This window comes from Streptomyces sp. NPDC004667, from assembly GCF_040609475.1.
GTDB lineage: Bacteria > Actinomycetota > Actinomycetes > Streptomycetales > Streptomycetaceae > Streptomyces.
Genome location: NZ_JBEXKC010000070.1, coordinates 30,234 through 41,664, shown reverse-complemented (window position 1 = coordinate 41,664; position 11,431 = coordinate 30,234). Strand labels below are relative to the sequence as shown.

Here is an 11,431-nt window from a genome sequence, read left to right as displayed (position 1 = left end):
CCGGAGGCGGCGGGGTCAGGAGGGCGCCAGGAGGGTGGTGTCGGGGCGCCCGATGGTTGCGGTACGGGGCGACGGTCGTTGGTGGCGTGAGGAAGGAGATCCACCATGTCGACACGAGAACCCTCGAACCGGCCCACGACCGAGCTCGACGCCCGCTACAGCTCCGCGCTGCGTCCCCGCCCGGGGGCCGAGGACGTCACCGCCACCGAATGGTCCGAGGCCCAGCGGCACCTGGAGGCCGCCGAGATCTTCTGGGTGTCCACGGTCCGGCCCGACGGCCGGCTGCACGTCACACCCGTGATCGCCGCCTGGCACCGCGGCGTGCTGTACTTCTCCACCGGCCCGGACGAGCAGAAGGCGAAGAACCTCGCCCGTGACGGGCACTGCGCGCTGACCACCGGAGGGAACTCGCTCACCGCGGGGCTCGACCTCGTCGTCGAGGGCGAGGCCGAGCCGGTCTCCGAGCCGGCGGTGCTGGAGGAGGTGATCGCCGCGTACGAGGCGAAGTACGGGCCGCACATCACCTCGCCCGAGGGCACCTTCCACGGCATCGGGGACGCGTTCCGCAGGGGCGACGTGACGGTGTTCGCTGTGGCTCCGGACACGGCGTACGGGTTCGGCCGGGACGACGGGGTCTACAGCCACACGCGCTGGACCTTCTGAACGCCGGTCCCCCGCCCCCGTCAGGCGCCGGTCGAGGCCGCCGCCGCCAGGAGCGCGCGCAGGGCGGCGCCCGGTGGGCCGGGCAGGACGGCGAGCGAGGTCGTGACGCCCGGGGCCGCCAGCGGGCGAACGGCCGTGCCGGCGACCTCGGGAAGGCCGCTCACCCGGTAGAAGACCGTCCAGGAGGGGGCCCGCTCGCCTTCCGCCCCGATCGCGGTGAGGGTGTCCTGGAGGTCGGTGAACGGCGGACCGGCCGGCGGGGCGGCGCCGGTGGCCGCCCGCAGCGCGGCCGTCACCAGGTCGTGGAAGGGCGCGTTGCGCTCGCGGGCCGCCAGCCGCAGCGGGAGGTCCGCCAGGTCCCCGAGCGCGGGCCGCGGCAGGGCGGCTGCCGGATGCCCGGCGGGGAGGGCCACGTACAGGGGGTCCTCCCAGAGCGGGAGGAGTTCCAGACCGGGGGCCGCGGGCAGGGCGCGTACGAGGGCGGCGTCCAGGGCTCCGGTACGGACGGCGGCGAGTCGTTGGCAGACCGTCAGGCTGCTGACCCGCACCCGGACTTCGGGGGCCAGTTCGGCCAGCCGGGCCAGGAGCCGGTAGACCCGCTGCCCCGGTCCGCGCACGGTGCCCAGGCGGAGGGTGCCCGTGCCGGCGGAGGCCAGGTCCGCCGCCACGCGCCGGGTCCGCCCGGCGGCGTCGAGCACGGCCCTCGCCTCGGGCAGCAGCCGTTCGCCTGCCACGGTGAGGGACACCCGCCGGGTGGACCGCTCGAAGAGGGTGAGGCCGAGTTCCCGTTCGAGGCGGCGCACCTGCTGGCTGACCGCGGACTGGACGACGTGGAGCCGTTCGGCCGCGCGGGCGAAACCGCCCTCCTCCGCCACCGCCACGAAGTACCGAAGTTGCCGCAGTTCCATCCCGCTCCCCCTCATGCGTCCATTCGTCACGATCGATGATCGCCGCAATGCGCAAACGGCTCTGGTTCGCGGCCTCTTCCCCGGGTCGAATGGAGGCGTCGGAGCGGTGCGGAGGAGAGGACCCATGGACATGGCGGCGGACGGGAAGCGGAGCGCGGGAACGGCCACGGAGACGGACCCGACCACGGCGACGGCGGTGGCGGTGGTCGTCCGGGCGGAGGACGCCGAGTACGTGCCCCTGCCGCACGGCGGCGGCTTCACCCTGCTGACGGACGGCGCCCCGCTCGGTGCCAACCGGCTGGCCCTGGGGCCCGGCGCGGCCGGCGCCCGGCCGCACTTCCACGCCCGCTCGGCGGAGCTGTTCCACGTACTCGCCGGAACGGTGGAGTTCCGGCTGGACGGCGCCGTCGAGACGGTCGGCGCCGGGGGCACGGTCCTGGTCCCACCGGGTCTGCCGCACGCCTTCGGCGCCACGGCGGACGGCCCGGCCGAACTGCTGGCCGTCCTGGGCCCGGCGGTCGAGCGGTTCGGCTACTTCCGGGCGCTCGGCCGCATCCGGCACGGCCTCCAGTCCTTCGACGACCTGCTCCCCCAACAGGAGCGCTACGACGTGCACTTCGTCGACCGCGCCTGACAACGGCGGCCGGGGGCCCGGGCGATGTCCCCGATCCGGGCCGACCCGCGCCCCGGAGCCCCGTCAGGCGCCCCACGGCCGGAGCTTCTCGGGGTTGCGCACCACCCAGATGTGCGTGATCCGGCCGTCCGCGACGGCGAACGCGGCCACCGTCACCGTGGCACCGCCGTACCGGGCGACCAGACCGGGGCTGCCGTTGACCGAACGTTCCAGGAGGTCCAGGCCGGGTGCGGGTGCCCGGCCGGCCATCTCCACGATGTACCGGGCGATCCGTTCGCCGCCCACGACCGGGCGGAGGACCGCGCCGACCCGGCCGCCGCCGTCGGCGGTCATCGTGGCCGCCGGGTCGAGCAGGGCGACGAGGGCGGCGATGTCCTTGGCCTCCCACGCCTGTTTGAAGTCCCTGATGACGCCCGCCCGCTCCGTCGCCGGGGACACGGGGGCCGGTGCGGCGCCGATGCGGCGGCGGGCCGACGAGGCGAGCTGCCGGCACGCCGCCGGCGTACGGCCGACGATCGCGGCCACTTCGGCGAACGGGTAGCGGAAGACGTCGTGCAGGATGAAGGCGACCCGTTCGGCAGGGGTCATCGACTCCAGTACGACCAGGAAGGCCATGTCGACCGACTCGTCCAGGGTGACCCGGTCGGCCGGGTCCGCCGGGTATCCCCCGCCGTCACCGGGCCGACCGGCCGCCCATTCCGCGCGGTCGGGCAGCGGCTCCGGTATCCACTCGCCCACGTAGCTCTCGCGCCGCGCCCGCGCCGATCCGAGGACGTCGAGGCAGATGCGGCCGGCCACCTTCGTCAGCCAGGCGCCGGGCGACTCGATGGCCTCCTGCCGTTCGCGGGACATGGCGTACCAGCGGGTGTAGGTCTCCTGCACGGCGTCCTCCGCCTCGGCCAGGGAACCGAGGAGGCGGTAGGCGAGGTTGATCAGCTGCCGGCGCTCGCTCATGATCGCGCTCAGGGCGGGATCGGTGGGGGACGCGTGCTCGCGCCGGGATGGGGTGGTCATGGTCTCGTCGGCTCCCTCGTTCGGTCCGCGTGCGTTTCACCGTCTTCGACGGAACACGGCCGCGAAACGTCAGGCCGACGCGCCCCGTCCGTCACGCTCGGACGATCATCACCCGTACGGGGCCGTCCGAAGGAGCCGGTACGCAGACCACAGGAGGAGGGGGCGGATCAGCGGCCCGGCGCCCAGAAGGCCGTCAGGGTCCCCGAGCCGGGGGTCAGGGCGTCCCAGCCGCCCGCGAAGTCCACGACGGCGACCCCCGCCGTCGGGAAGCCCGCCCCCAGCGCCTTCGGCGGTTCGGGCCGGCCGGACCCGCACAGGGCCGAAGCCAGCTCCTGCACGCCGGGATTGTGGCCGATCAGGGCCACGCACCCGAGCCCCGCCGCCCGTTCCGCCAGTACGGTGACCATCGCGTTCGGCGCCGCGCCGTACAGCCGGTCGTCGTGCACGGCGTCGGGCGGGTCGGCCAGCGCCGGGGCCATCAGCTGCCAGGTCTGGCGCGTGCGGCGCGCCGGGGAACACAGGACCAGGGCGGGCGTGAACCCGGACTCCGCCAGCCACCGGCCCGTCCGGGCGGCGTCGGCCCTGCCGCTCTCGCTCAGGGCGCGCTCGACGTCCTCGACCGACTCCTCCTTCGGCACGGCCTTGGCGTGCCGCACCAGCAGCAGCCGGCACCCGAAGGCCCCTGCGGAGGCCGAGGACGTCGTGTGTGGCGCGGGGCCCGAGGGCATGGCCGTCTCCTTCGCTCGGGGTACGGGTACACGGTCATGGTGCGGTGGCCCGCGAAGGTGCGCACCCTCACACGCGCTCGACGGGTCCGGGACTACGCTGCGCAGGATGGAACGCGCAGAGGTACTCAAGCGGGTGATCGGCATCCTCACCGAGGCCCAGGACATCCGCCGGGCCGTCGAAAGCGGACTTGACACCACCGGTGAGGGCTCCGCGAACGGCCACGAGGGCGGCCACCGGGACGGTCCGGCGGCCACGGCCGGTGTGGCCACGACGCTGCTGAACGAAATGCTGCCGTCGATCAGCGTCCCCTCCGACGCCTCCCCGCAGCAGGTGGCGGCCCTGGTGGCCCAGGCCCTGGGCCCGGCCCTGCACACGATGGTCTCCGGGTTCAGCCTGGCGTTCACCAGCCTGGCGATCGCGCACGACAACGGCCGTACGGACCTCTCCTCGATCGAGGTCCTCCAGGAACTTGCCCTCGAAATCGAGGCGGGCACCTACGACGAGGGGCCGTAGGGGCGTACCGGGCTCTCGGGAGCACGGATGAGCGAAGGGAAGTCCGGAGCATGGTGCACGTACTGGGCAGCCGCGTTCTGCTGCGTCCCACGGATCCCGAACGGTCGCGGACCTTCTACGGCGACACGCTCGGTCTCGCCGTCTACCGCGAGTTCGGCACGGGTCCCGAGCGGGGCACGGTCTACTTCCTCGGCGGCGGCTTCCTGGAGGTGTCGGGCCGCGCCGACGAACCGCCCGCGCCCGCACTGCGCCTGTGGCTGCAGGTCGCGGACGTCCGGGCGGCGTACGAGGAGCTGAGCGGCCGGGGGGCGCGGGTGCTGCGGCCCCCGGTGCGCGAGCCGTGGGGGCTGATCGAGATGTGGATCGCCGACCCGGACGGCGTACGGATCGCCGTCGTGGAGGTGCCCGCGGACCACCCGCTGCGTTTTCGCCCCTGAGCGGCCTCGGGGCACGGCGGCGGGGCACGCGCCGGTCGCGGCTCCCGTGCCCGGATGATCCACTGGTGGGCATGGACGCCGACGCGAGGCCCTACCGGAGGGGCACGGGGTGAGCGCGCAACGGCGCCTGCCGAGGGGGTGGCTCTTCCCCGAGGGGCACGTCCACGCGCACCTGGGGCCGCTGCTGTTGGTGCTGACGTTCGCCAGCGGTCTGGTCGACGCGGTGAGTTTCCTCGGTCTCGGCCGCGTGTTCGTGGCGAACATGACCGGCAACGTGGTCCTCCTCGGCTTCGCGCTGAGCGGTGCGGCCGGGCTGTCGGCCACCGCGTCCGCGACGGCCCTGGCCGCGTTCCTGGGCGGAGCCGCGGCGGGCGGGTGGTGGCGGCGCGACGGGCCGCCGGTCCGGCTGTTCGCCCCGCTGGTGGCCGGGCAGGCGGTGCTGGTCGCGGTGGCGCTGGCGGCTCTGGGGTGGGACCTCGGCCGGTACCCGGTCCTCGTTCCGCTGGCGGCCGGGATGGGGCTGCAGAACGCGGTGGTGCACCGGCTCGGGCTGCCCGATCTGACGACGACCGTGGTCACGCGGACGCTGACGGGTCTGGCCGCCGACCCCTGGCGGCCGGCCGCGCCCCGGCGTGCCTTGTCGGTGGCGGTGCTCGCCTGCGGGGCCCTCGTCGGCGGCCTGCTGCACTCCGGGCCCGGGCCGGGGTGGGTACTGGCGCTCGTACTGGTCCTGCTGACGGCGGTCGCCACGGTGGCGGGCAGGGCGGGCGGCTCCGGGGCCTGAACCCCGCAGGAGGCGGACCCGTTGGTCTAGGCTTCCGCCATGGGTCTCGAGGACGTCGGCGACGACGGGCACGACGCCGGGTCCGACCGGCCCGCCACCACCACCGCCGCCATCGCGACGCCCGAGGCGTCCGCCGCGCGGCTGAAGGAACGGCTGTACGCGACCATCACGATGATCTCCGTGGTGATCGGCCTGGCCGCGTCCGAGCACGTCGACGTCCTCGGCGCCACGGCCACAGTGCTCACGGCGGCCGTCGGGCTGTGGCTGGCGAGCCTCGTCGCCGACCAGCAGGCCCACCGGGTGGTCCACGGCCGGCTCGCCACCGGCGCGGAGCTGCGGCGCATGCTGTGGGTCGGCAGCCCGCTGCTGCTGTCCGCGGCCGGCCCGCTGATCCTCATCTGCTCGGCCGCCCTGGGCGTGATGGAATTGACGACGGCCCTGTACGCCGCCGCCGGGGTGAACGTCGCCAGCCTCTTCGGCTGGGGGTGGTACGGAGGGGTCCGCATGGGCAGCGGTCCGACGATCGCCCTGCTGGCCGGTGCCCTCGACGCGGCGATCGGCCTGTCCGTGGCCCTGGTCAAGGCCGCCGCCGGGCACTGATGCCCCGCCGCACGGAGCGGGGCAGCCGGTCCGGGAGCACTGCCTCGGCCTCCGGGAGCACCGGATCATTCGGCGAATACCGAAGCGATGGGGCATCCTGGACGGATGAACGCATTGCCTTTCGGTACGCCGCCTCCGGACGGCACTCCGGCCCCCGCCGCCCTCCTGGCGGCCTTCGCCGCCGCCCTGGCCGACGAGACGCGGGCCGCCATCTGCATGACCCTGCTGGAGGGGCGCGCCTGGACCGCGGGCGAGCTGGCCCGGATCACCGCCGTGGCCCCGTCCACCGTCAGCGGCCATCTGGTCCGGCTGCTCGACGCGGGCATCTGCGTCACCGAGCGGCAGGGCCGGCACCGTTACGTACGCATCGCCGACGCGGCGACCGCCCGCCTCGTCGACGCGCTCGCCTCGTACGCGATCCCCGACCGGGACGCGGCGCACGCCGTCCCGGTGGTCGCCGCGCCCGACCCGCTGGCCCGCGCCCGGACGTGCTACGACCACTTCGCCGGGCGGCTCGGCATGGCGGTGACCGACGCGATGGAGCGGCGCGGGCTGCTGCGCACGGACGGCGTGTTCGAGCTGACGGACGACGGGCGGGCCTGGTGCGCCGCGACCGGCGTCGACCTCACCGGCGAGGGGCGCAGGCCGCAGGTCAGTTCCTGCCTGGACTGGACCGAGCGGCGACGCCACCTGGGCGGCCTGGCCGGGGCGCGACTGCACGCGCGGGCACTGGAGGGGCGATGGGTGGTGCACCCGGAGGGCGGCGGGCGGGCGCTGGAGGTGACCTCGACCGGGGAGCGGGCCTTCGCCGAGCTCCTGGGCATCACACCCGACGCATGGAGCTGAGCCGCCTGCCGGCGGGGCCGAACCCCTGTCCATCAATATTTCGGTCGACACCGAAATGTTGAGCCTCTAGGGTGGGCGCATGACGTCCCGCTCCCGCCCCCTCCTCCCCGCCGGCCTCCTCACGGTCGGCGCCGTCTCCTTCACCGTGTTCGCCTGGGCCTCGGCCTTCGTCTCCATCCGCAGCGCGGGCGCCGCCTACTCCCCCGGCGCCCTGGCCCTCGGCCGGCTGCTGGCCGCCTCGCTGACCCTGGCCGTCCTGCTCCTCGTACGCCGTCAGGGCCTGCCGCCCCGCGCGGCCCTGCCCGGCATCCTGCTGTCCGGCGTCGTGTGGTTCTGCGGCTACACGGTCGCGTTGAACTGGGGTGAGCGGCTGGTCGACGCGGGGACCGCGTCCCTGCTCGTGAACACCGGCCCCATCCTCATGGCGCTGCTCGCGGCGCGGTTCCTCGGCGAGGCGCTGCCTCCGCGGCTGCTGGCCGGCATGGCGGTGTCCTTCGCCGGTGCGGTGGTCGTGGGCCTTTCCATGTCGTCCGGCGACGCCGGCTCCACCCCGGTGCTCGGGGTCGTGCTCTGCCTGCTCGCGGCGGTCGCCTACGCGACCGGAGTCATCGCCCAGAAGCCCGCGCTCTCGCACGGAACACCCCTGCAGATCACCGCGTTCAGCTGCCTGACCGGAACCGTGGCCTGCCTGCCCTTCGGCGGCCGGCTGCTCACGGAACTGCCCCGGGCGCCTGTGTCCGCGACGCTGAACATGGTCTACCTGGGCGTGGTGCCGACCGCCCTCGCCTTCACCGCGTGGACCTACGCCCTGGCGCGGATGCCCGCCGGAAAGCTGGGCGCGACGACCTATGCCGTCCCCGCGGTGGTCGTCCTGCTGAGCTGGGCCCTGCTGGGCGAGGTGCCGGCCTGGCTGACCCTCCTCGGCGGGGCGCTCTGCCTGGCCGGGGTGGCGGTCTCCCGCTACGTGCCCCGCTCCCCGCGCAGGGAACCGGAGCACGGCGGCGGTCCGGCTCCCCTCGCCACCCACGTTCCCACCCGCGTTCCCTCCCACGCCCCTTCCCACATCCCCTCCCACGAAAGGCAGTCCTCATGAGGATCCTCACGGTCGGCGCGGGCGCCGTCGGCGGCTTCTTCGGCGCCCGGCTCGCCACGGCGGGCCAGGACGTCTCCTTCCTGGTCCGGCCCGCGCGCGCCAAGGCCCTGGAGGCCCGCGGCCTGCGCGTCGAGGGCCAGGGCGAGAAGATCCACCTGGCGCCGCGGCTGGTGACGGCCGACGCCCCGGGCGGGCCCTACGATCTGGTCCTGCTGTCCGTGAAGGCGACCGCCCTGCACGCCGCGCTGGCCGACATCGCGCCCGCCGTCGGCCCGGACACCGCCGTCGTCCCCCTGCTCAACGGGATCGCCCACCTCGACGCGCTCGTCGCGGCCCTGGGGGACGCGGCGGTCCTCGGCGGGGTCGCGAAGGTCGTCACCACCCTGAACGCGGAGGGCGACATCCTGCGCATGGCGCCGCCCGCGGTCATCCTGACCGGCGAGACCGACGCCCGGCCCTCCGGACGCGTCGACGGGATCCGCACGGTCCTGGCCGACGCGGGAATCGACTCACCGGCGACCGAGGACATCGTCGCGGCGATGTGGCACAAGTGGGTGTTCATCTCCACCCTGGTCGCCCTGACCTGCCTGATGCGCGGCACCGTCGGCGAGATCAACGCCGTTCCCGGCGGCGCCGCGCTCGGCCCCGCCCTGCTGGCCGAGGCCGCGGCGGTGTCGCGCGCGGCCGGGCACCCCGTACCCGAGGCCGAACTCGCCTTCACCGGGGCGACCGTCACGGCACCCGGCTCCCCGCTCACGCCCTCCCTCTACCGTGACCTCGTCGCCGGGGCCCCCACGGAGGCGGACCACGTCCTGACCGACCTCACCGACCGCGCCCGCGCGCTGGGCGTGTCCACTCCCCTGCTGGACCTCGCCACCCTCCACCTGCGCGTCCACGAACACCGTCTGGCGGCGGCCCGCTCCCTGTGACGGCGGGCCCGCCGTCACCCGGATGCCCCGACCGCTGGGCATCCGGGCCGCCGGGCCGTTGACTGGGAGTCCCCGAACCCCTTGGAGGCGTGGTGGCGGCGGACGCGTGGAGGCGCGGTGCGGCAGCCGTACTGCTGTCGGTGACGGCGTGCGGCGCCGCGGGCTGCTCGGACAGCGGCGGCAGTCCGTCCGACGCCGTGTCGAGCGCCGCCGCGGCGGTGCGGTCGGCGGGCGAGGCGGTCTCGTCGGCCGCCGCCGAGGCCGGGAAGGCCGCCCAGTCCGCGGCGGCCGTGGCGAAGGACAAACTGGCCGAGGTCAAGGACGGGGTCAACGCCAAGGAGCAGGTGGCCCTGGGCCCGGTCGCGACCGAAGGCAACGGGTACACGACGGTACCGGTGACGGTGAGCAACACCGACGACGGCGAGAAGTCCTTCGCGGTGCAGGTCGAGTTCCGGGACGAGGCCGGCAACCTCCTGGACACGGTGGTGGTGACGGTGACGGACGTCCCCGGGAAGGGCACCGGGCAGGGCACGGCCCGCAGCACGCACAAGCTGTCCGGCACGGTGACGGCGCGGACGGGCACGGCGCTGCGCTACTGAGGAACCCCGCGCGGGAACCGGAACCGGCGGTGCCCGGTCAGGGCCCGCCGACGGCGTCCTCGACGTCCGGATGGAGGGAGAGCACCGTGTCGGCGCCCGTGAGGGCGAAGAGGCGGCGCAGCCGATCACCGGGGGCGGCGATGCGCAGGGTCGTCAGCCGGTGCACCCGCAGCAGCAGGTTGAGGAACGACGAGTCGCCGAAGGTGACGCCGGCGGCGTCGAGCACCACCAGCGGATACCGGTCGGCGGCGGAGACGAGCGCCTCCCGGAGAGGGGGCAGCGTGTCCTGGTCGAGTTCCCCGCGCGCGGTCACCACCCATCCGGCTCCGGCCGCGCGGCCTGCCGCCACCACGCCGTCGTGGTCCGTGTCCCGTGCCCCGGCCATGTACGCCTCCCGGATCGTCACCTGTAAGGCCCCCCGGGAGCGAGTATGCCTGTTCATCGGCCCGACGAGGGCACCGAGGGCCGGGGCCGGCCGGCTCCGGCGGCCCGACGGCGCCTGCCCGCAGGGCTGTTGGAGGAGGTGTGCGACAACGGCCGTGCGGGAGGTGGAAGTCCGGGCGGCGGGCGATGCCGCGGGGCCGGGCGAGGACCACGCCTCGGACGGCGGCCTCACACTGAGGATGCGCACGGCCACCCGCTGACACCGGTGGTCCCCTACACTGTCACCGGCATTCCCGGATGTTCCCGGGCGCGGGGGGTACACGAGACGTCCGGGGCCGACGTCAACGGGTGGGGGTGGGAGGGCACGATGGAGACCATCGGCACGGCGACCGGCGATGCGCTGCCCACCGGGCCTCCCCTCGTCGTGCGGCAGCGCCGCCGGCTGGCCCTGTCCGGTGTCCGGGGCCATGTGGCCAAGGGCCGCGACTTCACGCGCCGGGCGCTGCGCGACTGGGGCTGGGACGGGACGGAGACCTCCGAGGACGCCCTGCTGGTCGTCTCCGAGCTGCTGGCCAACGCGTCCCTGCACGCCGGGGGCTGCACCGAACTCGCCCTCACGGGAGGCGAGTTCCTGCGGGTCGAGGTCTTCGACGGCTCGACGACGCCTCCCCTGCGCCAGCCCGCCCCGCGGCCGGGCCTCCCGGGCGGCCACGGCCTGTACATCGTGGAGCGCGTCTGCGATCGCTGGGGCACCCGCGCCCATGAGGACGGCAAGGCCGTGTGGGCCGAGATCGAGGCGTCCCGGCTGACCTCGGGCAGGCCCGCGGGACGCTGACCGGGGGCGGGGGCGCTCTCTGCCCGGTCCCGGGCCGGGGATGGGGGCGCTCCCTGCCCGGCTCCGGGGCGCCCGGCGCGCCGACGCGTCACCCGGATCCGCGCAACACGCCCGGGTCGGGTGAATGCCCGACGGGAGGCCTCCGCACGCGGTGTGATCCTGCTTCGACGTTCCGTCATCGACCTTGGAGTGACATGCGCATCCGTACCGCCATCGCCGCCGCCGCCCTCGCCGCGGTCGGCATCCTCGGCGCCACCGGCACCGCCATCGCCGATGCCGATGCCAATGGCTTCGCCGTCGGCTCCCCCGGCATCCTCTCCGGCAACGTGGTCCAGGTGCCCATCCACATCCCGATCAACCTCTGCGGCAACTCCATCAACCTCATCGGTGCCCTCAACCCCGCCGCCGGCAACACCTGCATCAACACCTGATCGCGGCGTGGCCGTCGGTGCGCGGGCCCGTC

16 protein-coding genes are annotated in these 11,431 nt (G+C 74.9%); 12 read left to right on the top strand and 4 right to left on the bottom strand.

Annotated features, from left to right (window positions below; genetic code table 11):
* The first annotated feature begins 105 nt into the window (after window positions 1–105).
* Window positions 106–663, top strand: a complete 558-nt coding sequence (locus ABZW32_RS30165) for a pyridoxamine 5'-phosphate oxidase family protein (protein ID WP_356221809.1) — start codon at window positions 106–108, stop codon at window positions 661–663.
* A gap of 20 nt (window positions 664–683) precedes the next feature.
* On the opposite strand, the gene ABZW32_RS30160 is transcribed toward ABZW32_RS30165, so the two are convergent.
* On the bottom strand, window positions 684–1,586 hold the full coding sequence (locus ABZW32_RS30160; protein ID WP_356221806.1) for a LysR family transcriptional regulator: 903 nt from the start codon (window positions 1,584–1,586) through the stop codon (window positions 684–686).
* A 109-nt stretch (window positions 1,587–1,695) separates the two neighbouring features.
* Here ABZW32_RS30160 and ABZW32_RS30155 point away from each other — a divergent pair, with 109 nt between their 5' ends.
* Window positions 1,696–2,205: a cupin domain-containing protein gene (locus ABZW32_RS30155; protein WP_356221803.1), complete on the top strand. Its 510-nt coding sequence runs from the start codon at window positions 1,696–1,698 to the stop codon at window positions 2,203–2,205.
* Window positions 2,206–2,268: 63 nt separating this feature from the next.
* On the opposite strand, the gene sigJ is transcribed toward ABZW32_RS30155, so the two are convergent.
* Both sigJ and ABZW32_RS30145 read right to left on the bottom strand, forming a co-directional pair.
* On the bottom strand, window positions 2,269–3,219 hold the full coding sequence (sigJ, locus tag ABZW32_RS30150) for an RNA polymerase sigma factor SigJ (protein WP_356221800.1): 951 nt from the start codon (window positions 3,217–3,219) through the stop codon (window positions 2,269–2,271).
* 167 nt (window positions 3,220–3,386) lie between these two features.
* The gene (locus tag ABZW32_RS30145; RefSeq protein ID WP_356221797.1) at window positions 3,387–3,947 is read right to left on the bottom strand and encodes a histidine phosphatase family protein; all 561 of its coding nucleotides are present in this window, start codon (window positions 3,945–3,947) and stop codon (window positions 3,387–3,389) included.
* Window positions 3,948–4,053: 106 nt separating this feature from the next.
* On the opposite strand from ABZW32_RS30145, the gene ABZW32_RS30140 reads away from it, so the two are divergent.
* The 8 genes from ABZW32_RS30140 (at window position 4,054) to ABZW32_RS30105 (ending at window position 9,749) form a co-directional block, all read left to right on the top strand.
* The gene (locus tag ABZW32_RS30140; protein WP_356221794.1) at window positions 4,054–4,461 is read left to right on the top strand and encodes a hypothetical protein; all 408 of its coding nucleotides are present in this window, start codon (window positions 4,054–4,056) and stop codon (window positions 4,459–4,461) included.
* 50 nt (window positions 4,462–4,511) lie between these two features.
* Window positions 4,512–4,898, top strand: coding sequence for a VOC family protein (locus tag ABZW32_RS30135; RefSeq protein ID WP_356221791.1), 387 nt, complete (start codon window positions 4,512–4,514; stop codon window positions 4,896–4,898).
* 109 nt (window positions 4,899–5,007) lie between these two features.
* A complete protein-coding gene (locus ABZW32_RS30130) occupies window positions 5,008–5,682 on the top strand; it encodes a YoaK family protein (RefSeq protein WP_356221788.1) in 675 nt (224 codons plus the stop codon).
* Window positions 5,683–5,721: 39 nt separating this feature from the next.
* Window positions 5,722–6,282, top strand: coding sequence for a hypothetical protein (locus ABZW32_RS30125; RefSeq protein ID WP_356221785.1), 561 nt, complete (start codon window positions 5,722–5,724; stop codon window positions 6,280–6,282).
* A 105-nt stretch (window positions 6,283–6,387) separates the two neighbouring features.
* Complete coding sequence (locus ABZW32_RS30120) at window positions 6,388–7,128, top strand: helix-turn-helix domain-containing protein (protein ID WP_356221782.1); 741 nt, start codon at window positions 6,388–6,390, stop codon at window positions 7,126–7,128.
* Between the two features lie 79 nt (window positions 7,129–7,207).
* Complete coding sequence (locus ABZW32_RS30115) at window positions 7,208–8,221, top strand: DMT family transporter (protein ID WP_356221779.1); 1,014 nt, start codon at window positions 7,208–7,210, stop codon at window positions 8,219–8,221.
* Window positions 8,218–9,150, top strand: coding sequence for a 2-dehydropantoate 2-reductase (locus ABZW32_RS30110; protein ID WP_356221776.1), 933 nt, complete (start codon window positions 8,218–8,220; stop codon window positions 9,148–9,150). The genes ABZW32_RS30115 and ABZW32_RS30110 overlap by 4 nt, the downstream gene beginning before the upstream one ends.
* A 92-nt stretch (window positions 9,151–9,242) precedes the next feature.
* Window positions 9,243–9,749, top strand: a complete 507-nt coding sequence (locus tag ABZW32_RS30105; RefSeq protein ID WP_356221774.1) for a hypothetical protein — start codon at window positions 9,243–9,245, stop codon at window positions 9,747–9,749.
* Between the two features lie 37 nt (window positions 9,750–9,786).
* On the opposite strand, the gene ABZW32_RS30100 is transcribed toward ABZW32_RS30105, so the two are convergent.
* Window positions 9,787–10,134 (bottom strand): STAS domain-containing protein, encoded by a 348-nt coding sequence (locus tag ABZW32_RS30100; RefSeq protein ID WP_356221771.1) that lies wholly within the window; start codon window positions 10,132–10,134, stop codon window positions 9,787–9,789.
* 366 nt (window positions 10,135–10,500) lie between these two features.
* Here ABZW32_RS30100 and ABZW32_RS30095 point away from each other — a divergent pair, with 366 nt between their 5' ends.
* Both ABZW32_RS30095 and ABZW32_RS30090 read left to right on the top strand, forming a co-directional pair.
* Window positions 10,501–10,968, top strand: a complete 468-nt coding sequence (locus ABZW32_RS30095; protein ID WP_356221768.1) for an ATP-binding protein — start codon at window positions 10,501–10,503, stop codon at window positions 10,966–10,968.
* 194 nt (window positions 10,969–11,162) lie between these two features.
* Entirely contained in the window at window positions 11,163–11,399 is a 237-nt protein-coding gene (locus ABZW32_RS30090; protein WP_280919666.1) for a chaplin, read from the top strand.
* The last annotated feature ends 32 nt before the right edge of the window (window positions 11,400–11,431 follow it).